Genomic DNA, 18265 nt, shown 5'->3' on the forward strand with positions numbered 1-18265 from the left:
GGTTACTTGCTGGCCTGGCCGTTCAGCGTCTGTCGCGATGAATAATCGGTGCCCTTGGAATTCCAGAACAACCGCACAGCCTTGCCGACCAGATTTTCGTAGGGAACAAAGCCGACAGTGAATCGGCTGTCGGAGGCATTGTCGCGGTTGTCGCCAAGGACGAAATAATGGCCTTCGGGCACCTCAAACACGCGCGTATTGTCACCAATCGAGTTGTCGGTGAGGTCGAGGACGGAATGGGTGACGCCCCCCGGCAGAGTTTCGCGTTGAAGTTTGGCTTTCGAGAACTCTTCAGACGAAAAAGTGCCGATATCGTCGAGTCCCACCGCGACATCGTTGATGTGAAGCACCCCATCGATGATCTGGATCCTTTCGCCCGGAAAGCCGACGATCCGCTGGATGTAGTCCACGCTCGGATCGGGCGGGAACTTGAAGACAACCACATCTCCCCGTTTGGGCTCCGCGCCGAACAGCCGCCCGTCAAATGAAAGAACGTTGAAGGGCACGCTGTAGCGACTGTAACCGTACGCGGATTTGGAAACGAAGAGATAGTCGCCCTCCTGCAACGTCGGCACCATGCTGCCGGAGGGAATCGAAAACGGCTGGAATAGGAACGCGCGTATTGCAAATGCGGCCGGATACGTGGTCAGAAAGACGAGCACCAGCACCCAGAGCCCGTGCGCATACCATCTGTCCGGCTTGAATCGGCGCGCGAACGGCACGACAAGCGCTGCCCACAGGATCATCAAGCCGATACTTGAAAGATCGGCCGGCCAGGCAAGATCGACGCCAGGCAATACCGGAAATCCGATATAGACAAGCGCGAAAACGAGGGCGCCGATCACTAGCATGCTGGCAACCGCCAGTCTGCCGCTGCCGATCCAGAGGAACCCGCCGAACGGTCCGCCAAAGGCTGACACCAGGGCCGTCGACCACAGGGATCGCGAGGCAGTTTCTCGTTGCGCTGTTTCTTCCGTCACGGCCACCCCTCAATGCCCAGGCAGCCAGACTGTCCACCAAACAAAAAAGCGGGGCAACCCGCTTTTTCAGTCGATCATTTGAGCGAACCTCAAGCCGGCAGGATGGCACCTTCTAGCGTGGTGAGTTGGCTAAGGAACTGCTCGGCCTTGCTGCGGGTCTGGTCGTCCTTGGCGTCGGCGGCGTCTTCCCTCGCTTCCTGGATGCGGCGGGCAAGGTCGGCGCGGTCGATGTCGCCGACGGCCACAGCCGATTCCGCCAGCAGCGTGCAGCCGGCCGGAACGATGTCGGCAAAGCCGCCGAACACCACATAGCGCTCTTCCTTGCCTTGCGCGGTCCTCAGTGTGACGACGCCCGGCTTGATTGTGGTCATGACCGGCGCGTGATGCGCCATGACGGTCATCTCGCCTTCGGCGCCCGGGATGACGACGGATTCGACCTGCTCGGAAACCAAGAGGCGCTCCGGCGAGACCAGTTCGAATTTGAAAGCTTCAGGCATGATCAGTTTAGCGACTGGTGAATGGTGAATGGTGAATGGTCAAAAAGAATGACCTTCACTCAGCCCCGATTTCCTATCCGCTACTCCCCATTCACAATTCGCTATTGACCATTCACCATCAGGCCGCTTCAGCGGCCAGGCGCTGCGCCTTCTCGACCGCTTCCTCGATGCCGCCGACCATGTAGAAGGCGGCCTCCGGCAGATGGTCGTAGTCGCCGTTGCAAAGGCCCTTGAAGCCCTTGATGGTATCGGCGAGGTCGACCAGCTTGCCCGGCGCGCCGGTGAACACTTCGGCGACGAAGAAGGGCTGCGACAGGAAGCGCTCGATCTTGCGGGCGCGGGCAACCGTCTGCTTATCCTCTTCCGACAGCTCGTCCATGCCCAGGATGGCGATGATATCCTGCAGCGACTTGTAGCGCTGAAGGATCGACTGCACCTGGCGGGCGACCTGGTAGTGCTCTTCGCCGACGACCATCGGGTCGAGCATGCGCGAAGTCGAATCGAGCGGATCGACGGCCGGATAGATGCCCTTCTCCGAAATCGCGCGGTTGAGCACGGTCGTCGCGTCGAGGTGGGCGAACGAGGTCGCCGGTGCCGGGTCGGTCAGATCGTCGGCCGGCACGTAGATCGCCTGCACCGAGGTGATCGAGCCCTTGGTCGTCGTGGTGATACGCTCCTGCAGCGCGCCCATGTCGGTGGCCAGCGTCGGCTGGTAGCCGACGGCCGAAGGAATGCGGCCGAGCAGCGCCGACACTTCCGAACCCGCCTGCGTGAAGCGGAAGATGTTGTCGACGAAGAACAACACGTCCTGGCCCTGGTCGCGGAAATATTCGGCAACCGTCAAGCCGGTCAGGCCGACGCGGGCGCGCGCGCCCGGCGGTTCGTTCATCTGGCCATAGACGAGCGCGGCCTTGGAGCCTTCGCCGCCGCCCTTCTTGTTGACGCCGGACTCGATGAACTCGTGATAGAGGTCGTTGCCTTCGCGGGTGCGCTCGCCGACGCCGGCGAACACCGAGAAGCCGCCATGCGCCTTGGCGACGTTGTTGATCAGTTCCTGGATCAGCACCGTCTTGCCGACGCCGGCGCCGCCGAACAGGCCGATCTTGCCGCCGCGGGCATAGGGTGCCAGCAGGTCGAGCACCTTGATGCCGGTGACCAGGATCTGCGCTTCCGTCGACTGCTCGACATAGGTCGGTGCCGGTTGATGGATCGAGCGCATCTCGATGCCGTCGACCGGGCCTGCCTCGTCGACCGGCTCACCGATGACGTTGATGATGCGGCCGAGCATGCCCGGGCCGACCGGCACGGTAATCGGTGCACCGGTGTCATAGACGTCCTGGCCGCGGACCAGACCTTCGGTCGAGTCCATAGCGATGCAGCGCACGGTGTTTTCGCCCAGATGCTGGGCCACCTCTAGCACCAGGCGATTGCCGACGTTGATCGTCTCGAGCGCGTTCAGGATCGCCGGCAGATGTTCGCCGAACTGGACGTCGACAACGGCGCCGATGACCTGGCGAACCTTGCCTGCCAGGCCGGTTTTCTTGATGGTGGCGGCCGGCGTATTCACAGCGGCGGCCCTGGTTGGTGCCGCCTTCTTGGCCGGAGCGGCCTTTGCAGCTGCCGGAGCCTTTGCTGGTGCCGCGGCCTTAGGGGCTGCCGTCTTCGGGGTCGCTGCTTTCGCCATCGTCTTTACCCTTTTCGTCTCTTTGTTTCTCACACGCCTGAGGTCGATGACCTCCTTGTGAGCGTGCCTAGAGCGCCTCGGCGCCCGAAATGATTTCGATCAATTCCTTGGTGATCTGCGCCTGCCGCTGGCGGTTGTAGGTGATCGACAATTTGTTGATCATGTCGCCGGCGTTGCGCGTCGCATTGTCCATGGCGCTCATCTTGGCGCCCATCTCGCCGGCAGCATTCTCGAGCAGCGCGCGAAAAACCTGCACGGAAATGTTGCGCGGGATGAGATCGGAGAGGATTTCGCCCGGCTCCGGCTCGTATTCGTAGACGGCGCTGCCGCCATCCTTCACTTCCGCGGCAGCCGAAGCGACGCCCGCCGGGATAATTTGCTGCGCTGTCGGGATCTGGCTGATCACCGACTTGAACTGCGAATAGAACAGCGTGCAGATGTCGAAGCCGCCTTCGTTGAACAGGTGGATCACCTTCTTGGCGATGGCATCGGCATTGACGAAGCCCAGCGTCTTGACCTCGCGCAGGTCGACACGCTCGATGATCAGCGCCCCGTAGTCGCGGCGCAATATGTCGAATCCCTTCTTGCCGACGCAGATGATCTTGACCTGCTTGCCGTCGGCCAGAAGCTTGCGGATGTGGTCGCGGGCAAAGCGGGCGATCTGCGAATTGAAACCGCCGCACAGACCGCGTTCGGCCGTGCAGACGACAAGCAGATGTACGTCGTCCTTGCCGGTGCCGGTCATCAGCGCCGGGGCATCCCCGCCGCCACCGATCGCCTGGGTGATGTTGGCCAGCACCGCGCCCATGCGCTCCGAATAGGGACGTGCCGCTTCCGCCGCTTCCTGCGCACGACGCAGCTTCGCCGCGGCGACCATCTGCATCGCCTTGGTGATCTTCTGCGTCGCCTTGACCGAGGCGATACGGTTACGAAGGTCTTTTAACGAAGGCATGCTTCAAACCTGATCCCGTCCGTCCTGCTCAAGCAAAGGTCTTGGCGAAGGCGTCGATTTCTGCCTTCAGCCTGGCGCGCAGATCGTCGGACAGCGCCTTCTCCTTGCGGATGCCGTCGAGCACGTCCTTGCCGGCCGAGCGCATATGCGACAACAGACCATGCTCGAACTTGCCGACCTGGTTGATCGCCAGCTTGTCGAGATAGCCGTTGACGCCGGCGAAGATCACCGCGACCTGCTCCTCGACCTTAAGCGGCGAGAATTGCGGCTGCTTCAAAAGCTCGGTCAGGCGCGAGCCGCGGTTGAGCAGGCGTTGCGTGGCGGCGTCGAGATCGGAGCCGAACTGCGCGAAAGCAGCCATTTCGCGGTACTGCGCGAGCTCGCCCTTGATCGACCCGGCAACCTGCTTCATCGCCTTGATCTGCGCCGAGGAGCCGACGCGCGACACCGACAGGCCGACATTGACCGCCGGACGGACGCCCTGGAAGAACAGATTGGTCTCAAGGAAGATCTGGCCGTCGGTGATCGAGATGACGTTGGTCGGGATGTAGGCCGAAACGTCGTTGGCCTGCGTCTCGATGATCGGCAGCGCCGTCAGAGACCCGCCGCCGTTTTCGTCATTGAGCTTGGCGGCGCGCTCGAGCAGGCGCGAGTGGAGGTAGAAAACGTCGCCGGGATAGGCTTCGCGGCCCGGCGGGCGGCGCAGCAGCAGCGACATCTGGCGGTAAGCGACGGCCTGCTTCGATAGATCGTCGTAGCTGATCAGCGCGTGCATGCCGTTGTCGCGGAAATATTCGCCCATGGTGCAGGCGGTGAACGGCGCCAGGAACTGCATTGGCGCCGGATCGGAGGCGGTCGCGGCGATGATGATCGAATAGTCGAGCGCGCCGCGCTCTTCCAGGACCTTGACGAACTGCGCCACGGTCGAGCGCTTCTGGCCGACGGCGACATAGACGCAGTACAGCTTTTCCTTCTCAGGGCCGTTGTCGTGCACCGATTTCTGGTTGAGCATGGTGTCGAGGATGATCGCGGTCTTGCCGGTCTGGCGGTCGCCGATGACCAGCTCGCGCTGGCCGCGGCCGACCGGGATCAGCGCGTCGATGGCCTTGAGGCCGGTCGACATCGGCTCGTTCACCGATTTGCGCGGAATGATACCAGGCGCCTTGACGTCGACGCGCTTGCGTTCGGTGGCCTGGATCGGGCCTTTGCCGTCGATCGGGTTGCCGAGCGCGTCGACGACGCGGCCGAGCAAGCCCATGCCGACGGGCGCGTCGACGATGGCGCCGGTGCGCTTGACGGTGTCGCCTTCCTTGATGTCGCGGTCGGCGCCGAAGATGACGACGCCGACATTGTCGGCTTCCAGGTTGAGCGCCATGCCGCGGATGCCGCCGGGGAACTCGACCATCTCGCCGGCCTGGACATTGTCGAGGCCGTAGACGCGGGCGATACCGTCACCGACGGACAGCACCTGGCCGACTTCGGAGACCTCGGCCTCCTTGCCGAAATTCTTGATCTGGTCTTTCAGAATTGCGGAAATTTCCGCGGCGCGGATGTCCATCAGCCGACCTCTTTCAGTGCAAGCTTGAGCGAATTGAGTTTGGTTTTGAGCGACGTATCGATCTGGCGCGAGCCGATCTTGACCACCAGTCCGCCGAGCAGCGACGGATCGACGGTGACCGTGATCGCCACATCCTTGCCGGCGACGCTTTTCAGCGCTGCTTTCAGCTCGGTTTCCTGGGCAGGCGTCAGCGCATGCGCCGAGGTGACCTCGGCAGCGGTCTCGCCGCGGTGTTCGGCTGCGATCTGGCGGAAGGCCTTGATCATGCCGGGCACGGCGAACAGCCGGCGATTCTGGGCAACGACGCGCAGGAAATTGCCGGTGAGGCCGGTAATCCCTGCTTTGTCGGCGATCGCGGCGATCGCCTTGGCCTGGTCCTCGCTGGAGAAGACAGGGCTCCTGATCAGCCGCGAAAGGTCAGCGCTACCTTCGAGCATGGCGTCGAAACTATTGAGGTCGGCCTCGACGCTGGCGACCGAATTGGCCTGCAGCGCGAGCTCGAACAGCGAACCCGCATAGCGTTCTGCGACACCTGAGATTGGCGATGACGATTGGGCCACGGACCGTCTTTTCTCTTGTCTGACAGGCCGCAGATTGTTGGCGCGAGCAAAAACTCTGGCTAAATCTTTGACCTTACTGCATTTTTCCAAGCACGGAGGCGCGGCTTCCGCTATCCCCGGTCGAAAGTCGATTGCCGTCTAGCACAGGCATTTTCAGACCGCAATGCGTCGTCCGGCATGGTTTTCAGGCACTATTGTCGCATCCGCTGGCCGAGTTCAGCAACCAACCCCGGATTGATCCCTGATTCAGGGCAAAAAGCCAAAGGCGAAGGCAAGCGGCAGCGCCGCCAGCACCAGCTCGACGACGATCGATGCCCAGTTGAACGGCGTGTTGGCGCCGTCCGACATCATCGAGAGCAGCCGGCCGAAGGCGGTGAACAGCCAGGAGAAGCCGAGCGCCATGTAGAGCAGCGGCTGCGCCAGGAGGATGCAGCACAGGCTGACGCCGAGATAGAACCCCGACATCCGGCCGCGCCCCTCGGCGATCGCCGCCGCCTTCTCGGGCTTGACCTGCAGCCTGAGAATCCGGAAGGCCAGCCCTGGCGCGAGGAACAGCAGCAGGCCGAACAGCAGGGTCACCACGGCGCTCGACCATGCCAGCCACTCGCCCTGGCTCATCGGCCACGGAAACGCAAATTCCATCTTGTCCCCTCGTAAATGGATATTCAAAATTTCGGGCATTCTAGCGAAGCAAGAGACATACGCCAGATGGGCCGTCGGCAATTTGCAGGGCGCGTCAGCCCAACGCGGGCGCGACCGTTTTCTCGACCGGGCTAACAGGACGTTACACAACGGGCTGTTTTTTTCTGCACAATTCCTATATTGTGACTACATGAGACCACAAGGGGTTCCGCGCATGAAGACGATGCAACTACGAGAGGCAAAGGCCAGCCTTTCCGCGCTCGTGGAGGCTGCTGAGAACGGTGAGCCCACGGTTATCACCAAGCACGGCAAGCCCGCAGTCATGGTGGTGCCGATCGGTGAGGGACGGAAACTTTATCCGCAGAACAGCCAAAAAGACTTCGTGGATTTCCTGCTTCAGTATCCAGGCGGCATCGAGCTTGAGCGAAACGAATCGCCGTCGCGGGAAGTGGAGTTTTGACCGGTTATCTGCTTGATACGTCTTTTCTCTCGGCATTTGCACCTGGTCGGCCTCTGCTTCCGTCACACGTGCAGACCTGGGTTGCCGAACAAGGAGAACGCGGCTCTTGGCAGCTCTCGTCGATCGTCATCTTGGAGATGGAACGAGGAATCGCGAAACTGAAGCGGGCGGGCGGGCATATGAAGGCAGAGCGCATCAATGAGTGGTTCGAAAGGTTGCTTCTAGAGTTCAACCAGCGCATCCTTCCCATCGATTTAGCAATCGCACGAGAAGCCGGAAAACTGGAAGACGCCACTATCGCCAGAGGCGCCAATCCGGGTCTGGCGGACGTCCTGATCGCAGCTACTGCCCGTTTACACGGCCTGTCAGTTTTGACGGCCAACACCCGGCATTTTGCGATTCTCGACGTGCCTTACCTGAACCCATTCGCCGAACGCGTCACGAAAGGGTAATTCGACACCTTACAAAAAGCTCTGCGGGTCGATGTCGACCTGGACTCGCACCGAGCCCCTTATCTTCGGCCCCTCGGCCAGCATGGTGCGAATGAACCCTTGCATGTCGGCGCGCCGTTCGCCCTGGATCAGCAGGCGAAAGCGATGGCGGCCGCCGATCAATGACAGCGGCGCCTCGGCCGGGCCGAGCACGAACAGATCGGTGGCTTGCGGCGCGGCGCGACGCAGGCCACGGGCGTGCCCTTCGGCTTCGGCCCGTGTCGCCGCGCTGACGATGACGCCGGCGAGCCTGCCGAAGGGCGGCAGCCCCGCCCGCTCACGCTCGGCGATCTCGCGCTCGTAGAAGGCCTCGGCATCGCCGGAGACGATCGCGCGCATCACCGGGTGGTCTGGCTGGAAGGTCTGCAGCAGGCCGAGGCTCTTCTTGCCGGTGCGGCCGGCGCGGCCGGTCACCTGGCTGAGCAGTTGGAAGGTGCGCTCGGCGGCCCGCGGGTCGCCATTGGCAAGGCCGAGATCGGCATCGACCACACCGACCAGCGTCATGTTAGGGAAATTATGGCCCTTGGCGACGAGTTGCGTGCCGATGACGATGTCGGCCTCGCCATTGGCGATGGCTTCAAGCTCGAGCCGCAGCCGCCGCACGCCGCCCATCAGGTCCGACGACAGCACGATGGTGCGGGCATCGGGGAAATGCGCGACGACCTCCTCGGCGATGCGCTCGACACCCGGCCCGCAGGCGACGAGATGATCGAGCGTGCCGCATTCCGGACAGGCCTCTGGCCGGCGTTCATTGTGCCCGCAATGATGGCAGACGAGTTGGCCGCAAAAGCGATGCTCGACCAGCCAGGCCGAGCAGACCGGACAGCCAAAGCGGTGGCCGCAGACCCGGCAGAGCGTCAGCGGCGCATAGCCGCGCCTGTTGAGGAACAGCAGCGACTGTTCCTTTCTTTCCAGCGTCTGCCCCATATGGCCGAGCAGCACCGGCGACAGGAAGCCGCCGCGTGCCGGCGGCGCGCGGCGCATGTCGACCGTCTTGAGATCGGGAAGTGCCGCCTCGGCAAAGCGCGCCGAAAGCACCGCCCTGCTGTAGCGGCCCTGGCTGGCATTGACCCGGCTTTCGACCGACGGTGTGGCCGAAGCGAGCACGACCGGAAAACCGCCGATATGGCCGCGCACCACGGCCATGTCGCGGGCATTGTAAAAGACGCGATCCTCCTGCTTGTAGGCGGGATCGTGCTCTTCGTCGACGACGATCAATCCAAGTTCCCTGAACGGCAGGAACAGCGCCGAGCGTGCGCCTGCGACGACCCGCACGCCGCCTTCCGCTACTTGCCGCCAGACCTTTTCGCGCATCCTTGGCGGCAGGTCCGAGTGCCACTCCGCCGGCTTGGCGCCGAACCGCTCCTGGAAGCGTTCGAGGAAGGCGTGGGTCAGCGCAATTTCCGGCAGCAGGATCAGCACCTGCTTGCCACGATCGAGCGCGGCCGCGACCGCCTCGAAATAGACCTCCGTCTTGCCGGATCCGGTTACACCGTCGAGCAGGGTGACGCCGAATGTACCGGTCGTGACATTGGCGCGCAGCGTCTCGGCGGCATCGCTCTGGTCGGGCATCAGTGTCGGCACGGCGTAGCCGGGATCGGGTGCTGCGACCACCGGCCGCGGCGGGATCATCACCGTCTCGAATACGCCCTGCGCCCGGAGCCCGTCCACCACCGTCGACGACACGCCTGCCGCATGCGCCAGGCCCGATCGCGTCCAGGCCAGTCCGCCTTCGGCCGTCTCCAGCACGCGCGTCCTCGCCTCCGTCATCCGGTCGGGCTTGGCGAAGGTGCGCTGTAGTCCTTCGATCCACGGCTCCGGATCGAACGCCTCCGGCGCCCTGAGCAGCATGCGCGCCACCATGCCGGGCGGCGACAGCGTGTACTGCGCTACCCAATCGACAAAACGCCGCATCGCGCGGTCGATCGGCGGGCAGTCGAAAACCTGCTCGATCGGCCGCAATTTCTTCGCGTCGACCTTTTCGACGGCGCCGTCCCAGACGATGCCGGCGACCTGGCGGGGCCCAAGCGGAACGCGCACGATCGAGCCCGGCACCACGTGCATGCCAGCCGGCACGGCATAGGTGTAGGGGCGCTCGGCGGGCATCGGCACCAGCACCGGTGCGGCCGCGACAAAGGGCGAATCTTCGATCATGAGGCGTGACCTTGCCCCGACTTTGGTCTAGATCAAAGTCCGACCCCGAATGTGCATGACGTGCACATGAAAAATCTTCAGGAGACCGCCATGAAATTTTTTGTCGACACCGCCGATGTCAAGGAAATCCGCGAGCTGAACGATTTGGGGCTGCTCGACGGCGTAACCACCAATCCGTCGCTGATCCTGAAATCCGGCGGCAAGATCGCCGACGTCACAAGAGAGATCTGCGAGATCGTCAAGGGCCCAGTCTCGGCCGAAGTCGTCGCCACCGAATACAAGGACATGATGGCGGAGGCCAAGATCCTGGCCAGGATCGCCGACAATGTCTGCATCAAGGTGCCGCTGACGCTCGACGGCCTGAGAGCCTGCAAGGACATCCGGTCGGACGGCCGCATGGTCAACGTCACGCTTTGCTTCTCGGCCACCCAGGCGCTGCTTGCCGCCAAGGCCGGCGCCTCGTTCATCTCGCCCTTCGTCGGCCGCATCGACGACAGCGGCTGGGACGGCATGGAGCTGATTGCCGATATCCGCACCATCTACGACAATTATGACTTCCAGACCGAAATCCTGACCGCTTCTGTGCGCACCGTGAACCATGTCAAGCAGGCGGCACTGATCGGCGCCGACGTCATCACCGCGCCGCCGGCGACACTCAAGGCACTGGTCAAGCACCCGCTGACCGACAAGGGCCTGGAGCTGTTCCTCGCCGACTGGGCAAAGACCGGGCAGAAGATCGGCTGAAGCGACTATCCTGCGAACAAAAAAGGCCGAGCAATCGGCCTTTTTTGCAGATTGCGCACTCTGGAAAGACCTAGCTTGCCGCCGGCTTGCCGTGCTTGATCAGATCCTGGGCGATCGACAGCCGCAGCACATCTGCCAGCTCGCGCGCCGCACGGTTCTCGGCGTCGATCTGCGCCCGGTATGACGCGAATTCCTGGCGCGGCCTGTCGTATGACGACGGAATCGAGCGCTTGCCCCTCGCTATGACCGTGCCCGTCTTGGCATCGCTGAGCACATAGTTAGCGGTCAGCGTCACAGTGCCGGCGGTCGGCTCGTCCTCGTCGGTCGTGACCTGCTCGATTGCCGCCGATTCGACGAGTTCGGAGACGCCGAGATCAAGCGAATAGACCGGCGAAGCCGGCTCGCCGGCGCCCTGGCCGAGCGCGAAGATCAAATTGTTGCGGACCTGCTGGGCGTAGCGGGTCTTGACCGGCTTGACCGAGATCGATGCCAGCTCGGCAGGAGCGCCGACCTGCGAGCCGGCGACCAGCGGCGCGCTCGAATAGAGCGGCCGCACCGTGCAGGCGGAAACCAGCGCCACCGACGCGAGCAGCCCGCAAAGCACGACACGGCGCAGCGTCAGCTCTGTCTTTCGCGGCTCAGGCAACGACATTGACGATCCTCTGTGGCACGATGATCACCTTGCGCGGCGCCTTACCTTCGAGCGCTCTCTGCACGAAGTCGAGAGCCAGAACCGCTTTTTCGACCGCACCTTGGTCCGCGTCGCGGGCAATTGTCAAATCGCCGCGCTTCTTGCCGTTGACCTGCACCGGAAGCACGATCTCGGCGTCGACGACAAGCGAGGGATCGTAGTTCGGCCAGGGCCGTTCGGCGACAAGATCGGTGCCGCCGAGCGTCTGCCAGCACTCTTCGGCCAGATGCGGCATGACCGGCGCGATCAGGTGCACCAGGATCTCAACGGCCTCGCGGCACGCCGCTTGCAGCGCCGGACCGGCCTTGCCCTCTGCCGCCTCGTTGAGCGGCACGGTCAAGGCATTGGCGAGCTCGTAGATGCGGGCGATGGCGCGGTTGAAGGCGAGCTTTTCGATATCCTCACCGACCGACTTCAGTATCTTGTGCGCGGCCTTGGATACTGTCCCGGCCTCGCCGTCCTTCGCCGCAGCTGGCCGGACTCCGGCGAGCGATTCGGCAGCCGTCGACACCAGCCGCCAGATGCGCTGGATGAAGCGATGCGCGCCGGCCGCACCCTCGTCGGTCCATTCGACATCGCGCTCGGGCGGCGAGTCCGACAGCATGAACCAGCGCGCCGTATCGGCGCCGTAGCCGTCGGTGATCTCTTCCGGACTCACCGTATTCTTCTTCGACTTCGACATTTTTTCGAGCGGACCGATCCCCGCCTCTTCGCCAGTGGCGATTTCGAAGGCGCGGCGCTTGCCGTCGGCGTCTTCCAGCCTGACCTCGCTTGGCGCAAGCCAGCGGCCGTTCGAGGCGCCGCCAACCCGATAGGTCTCGTGCACCACCATGCCTTGCGTGAACAGGCCCCTGAACGGCTCGGCGAGATCGACATGGCCGGTCTCGCGCATGGCGCGGGTGAAAAAGCGCGAATAGAGCAAATGCAGGATCGCATGCTCAATGCCGCCAATATACTGGTCGACCGGCAGCCATTCAGTCGCGGCCTTGGGATCGGTCGGATCGTTTGCCCAGGGCGCGGTGAAGCGCGCGAAATACCACGAAGAATCGACAAATGTGTCCATCGTGTCGGTTTCGCGCCGCGCATCCTTGCCGCAGCGCGGGCATTTGACGTGCCGCCATGTCGGATGGCGGTCGAGCGGATTGCCCGGCCGGTCGAACTCGATATCGTCCGGCAGCTTGACCGGCAGGTCGGCTTTCGGCACCGGCACCACGCCGCAATCCTCGCAATGGATCATCGGGATCGGGCAGCCCCAATAGCGCTGGCGCGAAATGCCCCAGTCGCGCAGGCGGAAGTTCACCTTGCGCTCGGCCATCGGCCGGTTGCCGATGGTCCTTTGTTCCAGCAGCTTCGCCACCTCGTCGAATGCCTGATCCGGCTTCATGCCGTCGAGGAAGCGCGAATTGATCATCGCGCCATCATCGACATAAGCCTCGTCGATGACCTGGAAGCTTCCTTGATTCTCGCCTTCCGGCATCACCACCGGAATGACCGGAAGGCCGTATCTGTTGGCGAAGTCGAGGTCGCGCTGGTCATGTGCCGGACAGCCGAAGATGGCGCCTGTGCCATAGTCCATCAGCACGAAATTGGCGACGTAGACAGGCAGCGTCCACCTCTCGTCGAACGGATGGACGACGCGAATGCCGGTATCGAAACCCTTCTTCTCGGCCGTCTCCAAGGCCGCCGCCGAAGTGCCCATATGGCGGACCTCGTCGATGAACTTTGCCAGCGCCGGATTGTCTTCGGCGGCCTTTTTGGCCAGCGGATGATCGGCCGCAATCGCCATGAAGGAGGCGCCGAAGATGGTGTCGGGCCTGGTCGTGTAGACTTCAAGTTCATGCTCGCCGGCGACTGGCTCGGCCAGCGGCCAGCGGATCAGCAGCCCTTCTGAACGGCCGATCCAGTTCGCCTGCATCAGCTTCACTTTTTCCGGCCAGTCGTCGAGTTGATCGAGCGAATCCAGCAGGTCCTGCGCGTAGTCGGTGATCTTGAAGAACCACTGCGTCAGCTCGCGCTGTTCCACCAGCGCGCCCGAGCGCCAGCCGCGTCCGTCGATGACCTGCTCGTTGGCAAGCACCGTCATGTCCTCCGGATCCCAGTTGACCTTGGAGGATTTGCGCGTCACCAGCCCCTTCTCGACGAAATCGAGGAACAGCATCTGCTGGCGGTGATAGTAGTCGACATCGCAGGTGGCGAACTCGCGCGCCCAATCGAGCGACAGGCCCATGACCTTGAGCTGCTCGCGCATGGCGGCAATGTTCTGATAGGTCCAGTCCTTGGGATGAACCTTGTTCTGCATCGCCGCGTTTTCGGCTGGCATGCCAAAGGCATCCCAGCCCATCGGGTGCAGCACGTTGAACCCCTTGGCCCGCTTGTAGCGTGCCACCACGTCGCCCATCGTATAGTTGCGGGTATGGCCTATATGGATGCGCCCCGACGGATAGGGGAACATCTCCAGCACGTAGTATTTCGGGCGCGGGTCGTCATTGTCGGCTTCGAACAGCTTCTTGGCGTCCCAGGCCTTCTGCCATTTGGGCTCTGACGCGCGCGGATTGTATCGTTCGGTTGCCATCGGGTGTTTTTCACTTAAAAGCATGCACGAGCCGCCGGACAATGCCCGGGCGGCTCAGGAAATGTCGTCGCGGTGTTCACCATGGATTGCCGGACCCGTCAACTGCGGCGATCCGGCGAAAAGCCAAACACAGGCAGGATATAGGCATGGCGAGCGCCGTCGAACAGCTTTTCACGGTCAAGGCAAGGATCGCTGCCGCCGAACGCGAGGCAGGACGCGAGGCCGGAGCGGTGACGCTGGTCGCGGTCTCGAAGACCTTCGATACAACCGATATCCGCCCCGTCATCGAGGTCGGCCAGCGCGTCTTCGGCGAAAACCGCGTCCAGGAAGCACAAGCCAAATGGCCGGTGCTGAAGGAGGCGTTTCCCGACATCGAGCTGCATCTGATCGGTCCGCTGCAATCGAACAAGGCAAGGGAGGCGGTGGCGCTGTTCGACGTCATCGAAACCGTCGATCGCGAAAAGATTGCCGCAGAGCTGGCCAAGGAGATCGCCAGGCAAGGCCGGTCACCAAGGTTGTATGTCCAGGTCAACACGGGCTCCGAGCCGCAAAAGGCCGGCATCGAGCCGCGCGAGGCTGTCGCCTTCGTCGCCCGCTGCCGCGATGTCCATGGCCTCGCCGTCGAGGGGCTGATGTGCATTCCGCCGGCCGACGAGAACCCCGGGCCGCATTTCGCGCTGCTGGAAAAGCTTGGGCTTGAGGCCGGCGTCGACAAGCTCTCCATGGGCATGTCCAGCGACTACGAAACCGCGATCGCCTTCGGCGCGACCAGTGTCAGGGTTGGATCGGCGATTTTCGGCGCCAGATGAGGCGCAGCCGGCCTTAGGCCACAGACTGACATTGACTAAGCCAACTTATAGAAACGGAACGTTTCGTTCCTATATGGGTCGAGTTATTCTCAACCCGTCTGGAGCCACCATGCGTTACAATCAACTTGGAAATACGGGGATGTTCGTCTCCGAACTTTGCCTCGGCACGATGACGTTCGGCGCGGGCGGCGAGAATGCCCAATGGGGCCTGATCGCCAGCCTCGACCAGAAGGGCGTCGACGAGATCGTTGCCCGCTCGCTCGTCGCCGGTGTCAATTTCTTCGACACGGCGGATGTTTATTCATTCGGCGCCTCGGAACGGCTTCTCGGCCAGTCGCTCAGGAACCTTGGCGTCAACCGGCAGGACGTGATCATCGCCACCAAGGTTCATGGCACCATGGGCGGCGGCCCGAACCAGCGCAGTTCCTCGCGCGGCCACATCATGGATTCGGTCGAAGGCAGCCTCGAACGGCTGCAGCTGGACCATATCGATCTTTACCAGCTGCACGGCACCGACACGGTGACGCCGATCGACGAGACGCTGCGGGCGCTCGACGACCTGGTTGCCGCCGGCAAGGTCCGCTATGTCGGCGTCTCGAACTGGCAGGCCTGGCGCATCGCCAAGGCGCTGGGTATTGCCGAGCGCAGAGGCTTTGCCCGCTTCGAGACCGTGCAGTCGTATTATTCGATCGCCGGCCGCGATCTCGAGCGCGAGATCGTGCCGCTGCTCAACGAGGAGAAGCTCGGGCTGATGGTCTGGTCGCCGATGGCAGGCGGCTTGCTCTCCGGCAAATACGGACCGGGTGCCCCCGGCAATGGCGAGGGCCGCCGCGCCAGCTTCAATTTCCCGCCGGTCAATGAGGACCGTGCCTGGGCAGCGGTCGCCGTCATGCGCGAGATCGCCGCCAAGCACGGCGTCAGCGTCGCCACGGTGGCGCTCGGCTATGTCCTGGCCAAGCCATTCATGATGAGCGTGATTATCGGCGCCAGCCGCATGGAGCAGCTTGAACAGAACCTTTCAGCCACCGAGTTGCAGCTCGATGCCGATGATCTTGTTCGCCTCGACGAAGTCAGTGCCCTGCCCGCCGAATACCCCGGCTGGATGCTGGAACGTCAGGCGGCCGGCCGGCGTCCGGCGCCCTTTGTGCCGAAAACGTAACTCAATCTCACCTTCGATTCGATGCTTCGGGAGCCGGCAGGCTCCCGATTTTTTTGGGCTCAGGTCAGCCGGACAGTCTCGACCAAAAAGTCCAAAAACGCCCGCACCCGCGCCGGCAGATGCTTGCCTTGGCCGACATAGACCGCGTGGGTGAGTTCCTCGTCGCCGGGGTTGAACTCTTCCAGCAGCGGCAACAGCCGGCCGGCGGCAATGTCGGCCTCCACGTGCCAGCGTGCCAGCCGGGCGATGCCCACCCCTGAGAGCGCCATCAGCCGCATCGCCTCGCCGTCGCTGACCAGCGTATTTCCGATGATCGACAGGGTGATCGGCTTGCCGGCCGCGTCGATAAAAGGCCAGCCCTCGAGGTGACGTACGAAACGGAAGCCCATCCGGTTGTGACGATCGAGATCGGCGGGCTCCTTGGGCGTGCCACGCGCTTCGAGATACGATGGCGCTGCAACGACGACCACCCGGCTCTGCCCGAGCTTGCGCGCCACCAGCCGTGATTCACCGAGCGGCCCGGCGCGGATGGCGACGTCAGCGCGCTCCTCCATCAGGTCGATGACATCGTCGGTCAACACCAGATCGACCGAGATTTCGGGGTAGCGCTCTAGGAAACGCGGCAAAAGCGGGATCAGCCGATGTTGCCCGAAAGGCACGTAGCTGTTGATCCGCAGCCGGCCACGCGGCGCGGCACCCGCCGCTGCCTCGCGCTCGGCCGCTGCCATGTCGGCCAGGATGCGCACGCCGCTGTCGAAGAACGCCGCGCCCTCTGGCGTCAGTTGCAGCTTACGCGTCGAACGGCTGACCAGCCGCGCGCCAAGCCGCGCCTCCAGCCGCGCGATCAGCTTGCTCACCGCCGACGGCGTCATCCGCAACGCACGGGCAGCGGCTGAAAAGCTGCCCGCCTCGACGACGCGGACGAACACTTCGATCTCGCCGGAGCGATTGATGTCGGGCCTAGCCATTGGTGAATCTATTTCACAGACGATGTGCCCGATGCAAGGCTGGTTCACAGCACATCGCGGCACGATCTTCGGCATCGGCGCGTGGGAGGACACGGCGCCCGTCGTCAAAATTGGTCGTCATCGAAGTGGGAACCGCCATGCCCCTTGCTCTTTACGCTCTTGCCGCCGGTGCCTTCGGTATCGGCGTCACCGAATTCGTCATCATGGGCCTGCTGCTCGACGTCAGCACCGATCTCGGCGTCTCGATCTCAGCTGCCGGCCAGCTGATTTCCGGCTATGCGCTCGGCGTTGTCATCGGCGCGCCGCTGCTGACGATCGCAACCGGCCGCTGGCCGCGCAAAATCGTGCTTCTGGCGCTGATGGCAATCTTCACGCTTGGCAATCTCGCCTGTGCGCTTGCCCCAGACTACTGGACGCTGATGGGTGCGCGCGTGCTGACCGCCTTCGCCCACGGCACCTTCTTCGGCGTTGGTTCGGTCGTGGCGACCGGGCTGGTGGCGCCCAACAAGAAAGCTTCGGCGATCGCCCTGATGTTCACCGGCCTGACCATCGCCAACATCCTCGGCGTGCCCTTCGGCACATGGCTCGGCCAGGCCTTCGGCTGGCGCGCGACCTTCTGGGCGGTGACCCTGGTCGGCATCGCCGCCTTCGCCATCATTCTCCTGCTGGTGCCGCGCAGTCGAACAGAGCCTGAGAAGAGCAATTTGCGCGCCGATCTCGCCGTGCTCGGCCGCACGCCCGTCCTGCTTGGCTTCGCCACCACCGTGCTTGGCTATGCCGGCGTCTTTGCCGTCTTCACCTACATCGCCCCGTTGCTGACCGAGATCACCGGTTTTGACGAAGCAGCGGTGTCGCCGATCCTGCTGGTCTTCGGCGGCGGCCTCATCGCCGGCAACCTCGCCGGCGGCAAGTTCGCCGACCGCTGGCTGGTACCTTCCGTTCTCGGCAGTCTCGTCGTGCTGGCGCTGGTGCTCGGCACCATGACCTTCGCCCTGCACAGCCAGGTCATGGCCGTCATCTATGTCGGTCTGCTCGGCGCTGCCGCGTTCGCCACCGTGGCGCCGCTGCAGATGTGGGTACTGGAAAAGGCACAAGGCGCCGGCCAGAGCCTAGCTTCATCCTTCAACATCGCCGCCTTCAACCTCGCCAATGCGGCCGGCGCCTGGCTCGGCGGCTTGGTCATCGCCCATGGTCCCGGCCTCGGTGCCGTCACCTGGGTCGCGGCCCTGTTGCCGCTTTCAGCGCTTGCCGTGGCAGCGTTTGCGCTACGCCTCGACCGAGATCCCGTCCTCGCCACACCGGAAATCGCGCGGTCATAGAACGGCAACCTCAACCAATCTTTGA

Annotated in this window: 17 protein-coding genes; 6 read left to right on the top strand and 11 right to left on the bottom strand. The window is 63.3% G+C overall.

Annotated features, from left to right (window positions below; translation table 11 throughout):
- Positions 1 to 2 precede the first annotated feature (2 nt).
- The 7 genes from lepB to NKJ46_RS28260 all read right to left on the bottom strand — a co-directional run bounded on the left by lepB (position 3) and on the right by NKJ46_RS28260 (position 6873).
- Positions 3 to 746, bottom strand: coding sequence for a signal peptidase I (gene lepB, locus NKJ46_RS28230; RefSeq protein ID WP_352669523.1), 744 nt, complete (start codon positions 744 to 746; stop codon positions 3 to 5).
- A 323-nt stretch (positions 747 to 1069) separates the two neighbouring features.
- Positions 1070 to 1477, bottom strand: coding sequence for a F0F1 ATP synthase subunit epsilon (locus NKJ46_RS28235; RefSeq protein ID WP_352669456.1), 408 nt, complete (start codon positions 1475 to 1477; stop codon positions 1070 to 1072).
- 118 nt (positions 1478 to 1595) lie between these two features.
- Positions 1596 to 3161: a F0F1 ATP synthase subunit beta gene (atpD, locus tag NKJ46_RS28240; protein ID WP_352669459.1), complete on the bottom strand. Its 1566-nt coding sequence runs from the start codon at positions 3159 to 3161 to the stop codon at positions 1596 to 1598.
- Between the two features lie 67 nt (positions 3162 to 3228).
- On the bottom strand, positions 3229 to 4113 hold the full coding sequence (locus NKJ46_RS28245; RefSeq protein ID WP_352669462.1) for a F0F1 ATP synthase subunit gamma: 885 nt from the start codon (positions 4111 to 4113) through the stop codon (positions 3229 to 3231).
- Positions 4114 to 4141: 28 nt separating this feature from the next.
- Positions 4142 to 5671, bottom strand: coding sequence for a F0F1 ATP synthase subunit alpha (atpA, locus tag NKJ46_RS28250; protein WP_352489181.1), 1530 nt, complete (start codon positions 5669 to 5671; stop codon positions 4142 to 4144).
- A complete protein-coding gene (locus tag NKJ46_RS28255) occupies positions 5671 to 6231 on the bottom strand; it encodes a F0F1 ATP synthase subunit delta (RefSeq protein ID WP_352669465.1) in 561 nt (186 codons plus the stop codon). The genes atpA and NKJ46_RS28255 overlap by 1 nt, the downstream gene beginning before the upstream one ends.
- A 246-nt stretch (positions 6232 to 6477) precedes the next feature.
- Positions 6478 to 6873, bottom strand: coding sequence for an AGROH133_08824 family phage infection protein (locus NKJ46_RS28260; RefSeq protein ID WP_352500793.1), 396 nt, complete (start codon positions 6871 to 6873; stop codon positions 6478 to 6480).
- A 214-nt stretch (positions 6874 to 7087) separates the two neighbouring features.
- Here NKJ46_RS28260 and NKJ46_RS28265 point away from each other — a divergent pair, with 214 nt between their 5' ends.
- Together NKJ46_RS28265 and NKJ46_RS28270 are read left to right on the top strand one after the other, a co-directional pair.
- Positions 7088 to 7333 carry a type II toxin-antitoxin system Phd/YefM family antitoxin gene (locus tag NKJ46_RS28265; protein ID WP_254018681.1) on the top strand — a complete coding sequence of 82 codons (246 nt, stop codon included), beginning with the start codon at positions 7088 to 7090 and terminating at the stop codon, positions 7331 to 7333.
- A complete protein-coding gene (locus NKJ46_RS28270) occupies positions 7330 to 7785 on the top strand; it encodes a type II toxin-antitoxin system VapC family toxin (RefSeq protein ID WP_352669468.1) in 456 nt (151 codons plus the stop codon). Before NKJ46_RS28265 ends, NKJ46_RS28270 begins: the two co-directional genes overlap by 4 nt.
- A gap of 9 nt (positions 7786 to 7794) precedes the next feature.
- On the opposite strand, the gene NKJ46_RS28275 is transcribed toward NKJ46_RS28270, so the two are convergent.
- A complete protein-coding gene (locus tag NKJ46_RS28275) occupies positions 7795 to 9978 on the bottom strand; it encodes a primosomal protein N' (RefSeq protein WP_352669470.1) in 2184 nt (727 codons plus the stop codon).
- 90 nt (positions 9979 to 10068) lie between these two features.
- Between NKJ46_RS28275 and fsa the strand changes: the two genes are divergently transcribed.
- Positions 10069 to 10722, top strand: a complete 654-nt coding sequence (gene fsa / locus NKJ46_RS28280) for a fructose-6-phosphate aldolase (RefSeq protein ID WP_023678103.1) — start codon at positions 10069 to 10071, stop codon at positions 10720 to 10722.
- A 70-nt stretch (positions 10723 to 10792) separates the two neighbouring features.
- Here fsa and NKJ46_RS28285 read toward each other — a convergent pair whose 3' ends face one another.
- Positions 10793 to 11374: an LPS assembly lipoprotein LptE gene (locus tag NKJ46_RS28285; RefSeq protein ID WP_352669473.1), complete on the bottom strand. Its 582-nt coding sequence runs from the start codon at positions 11372 to 11374 to the stop codon at positions 10793 to 10795.
- Positions 11361 to 13985 carry a leucine--tRNA ligase gene (leuS, locus tag NKJ46_RS28290; protein ID WP_352669476.1) on the bottom strand — a complete coding sequence of 875 codons (2625 nt, stop codon included), beginning with the start codon at positions 13983 to 13985 and terminating at the stop codon, positions 11361 to 11363. Before leuS ends, NKJ46_RS28285 begins: the two co-directional genes overlap by 14 nt.
- Positions 13986 to 14131: 146 nt before the next feature.
- Here leuS and NKJ46_RS28295 point away from each other — a divergent pair, with 146 nt between their 5' ends.
- Together NKJ46_RS28295 and NKJ46_RS28300 are read left to right on the top strand one after the other, a co-directional pair.
- Positions 14132 to 14794 (top strand): YggS family pyridoxal phosphate-dependent enzyme, encoded by a 663-nt coding sequence (locus tag NKJ46_RS28295; RefSeq protein ID WP_352669478.1) that lies wholly within the window; start codon positions 14132 to 14134, stop codon positions 14792 to 14794.
- Between the two features lie 109 nt (positions 14795 to 14903).
- Complete coding sequence (locus NKJ46_RS28300) at positions 14904 to 15953, top strand: aldo/keto reductase (protein ID WP_352669481.1); 1050 nt, start codon at positions 14904 to 14906, stop codon at positions 15951 to 15953.
- Positions 15954 to 16012: 59 nt separating this feature from the next.
- Here the strand turns inward: NKJ46_RS28300 and NKJ46_RS28305 are convergent, their stop codons facing one another.
- Positions 16013 to 16921, bottom strand: coding sequence for a LysR family transcriptional regulator (locus tag NKJ46_RS28305; protein ID WP_352669483.1), 909 nt, complete (start codon positions 16919 to 16921; stop codon positions 16013 to 16015).
- Between the two features lie 137 nt (positions 16922 to 17058).
- Between NKJ46_RS28305 and NKJ46_RS28310 the strand changes: the two genes are divergently transcribed.
- The gene (locus tag NKJ46_RS28310; RefSeq protein ID WP_352669486.1) at positions 17059 to 18240 is read left to right on the top strand and encodes an MFS transporter; all 1182 of its coding nucleotides are present in this window, start codon (positions 17059 to 17061) and stop codon (positions 18238 to 18240) included.
- Positions 18241 to 18265 lie beyond the last annotated feature (25 nt).

It is taken from the genome of Mesorhizobium sp. M0166 (genome assembly GCF_040322255.1).
Lineage (GTDB): Bacteria > Pseudomonadota > Alphaproteobacteria > Rhizobiales > Rhizobiaceae > Mesorhizobium.

Coding starts and splice junctions, on each gene's coding strand:
- lepB (WP_352669523.1), bottom strand. CDS start 746: ATGATCCTGTGGGCAGCGCTTGTCGTGCCGTTCGCGCGCCGATTCAAG.
- NKJ46_RS28235 (WP_352669456.1), bottom strand. CDS start 1,477: ATGCCTGAAGCTTTCAAATTCGAACTGGTCTCGCCGGAGCGCCTCTTG.
- atpD (WP_352669459.1), bottom strand. CDS start 3,161: ATGGCGAAAGCAGCGACCCCGAAGACGGCAGCCCCTAAGGCCGCGGCA.
- NKJ46_RS28245 (WP_352669462.1), bottom strand. CDS start 4,113: ATGCCTTCGTTAAAAGACCTTCGTAACCGTATCGCCTCGGTCAAGGCG.
- atpA (WP_352489181.1), bottom strand. CDS start 5,671: ATGGACATCCGCGCCGCGGAAATTTCCGCAATTCTGAAAGACCAGATC.
- NKJ46_RS28260 (WP_352500793.1), bottom strand. CDS start 6,873: ATGGAATTTGCGTTTCCGTGGCCGATGAGCCAGGGCGAGTGGCTGGCA.
- NKJ46_RS28265 (WP_254018681.1), top strand. CDS start 7,088: ATGAAGACGATGCAACTACGAGAGGCAAAGGCCAGCCTTTCCGCGCTC.
- NKJ46_RS28275 (WP_352669470.1), bottom strand. CDS start 9,978: ATGATCGAAGATTCGCCCTTTGTCGCGGCCGCACCGGTGCTGGTGCCG.
- fsa (WP_023678103.1), top strand. CDS start 10,069: ATGAAATTTTTTGTCGACACCGCCGATGTCAAGGAAATCCGCGAGCTG.
- NKJ46_RS28285 (WP_352669473.1), bottom strand. CDS start 11,374: ATGTCGTTGCCTGAGCCGCGAAAGACAGAGCTGACGCTGCGCCGTGTC.
- leuS (WP_352669476.1), bottom strand. CDS start 13,985: ATGGCAACCGAACGATACAATCCGCGCGCGTCAGAGCCCAAATGGCAG.
- NKJ46_RS28295 (WP_352669478.1), top strand. CDS start 14,132: ATGGCGAGCGCCGTCGAACAGCTTTTCACGGTCAAGGCAAGGATCGCT.
- NKJ46_RS28300 (WP_352669481.1), top strand. CDS start 14,904: ATGCGTTACAATCAACTTGGAAATACGGGGATGTTCGTCTCCGAACTT.
- NKJ46_RS28305 (WP_352669483.1), bottom strand. CDS start 16,921: ATGGCTAGGCCCGACATCAATCGCTCCGGCGAGATCGAAGTGTTCGTC.
- NKJ46_RS28310 (WP_352669486.1), top strand. CDS start 17,059: ATGCCCCTTGCTCTTTACGCTCTTGCCGCCGGTGCCTTCGGTATCGGC.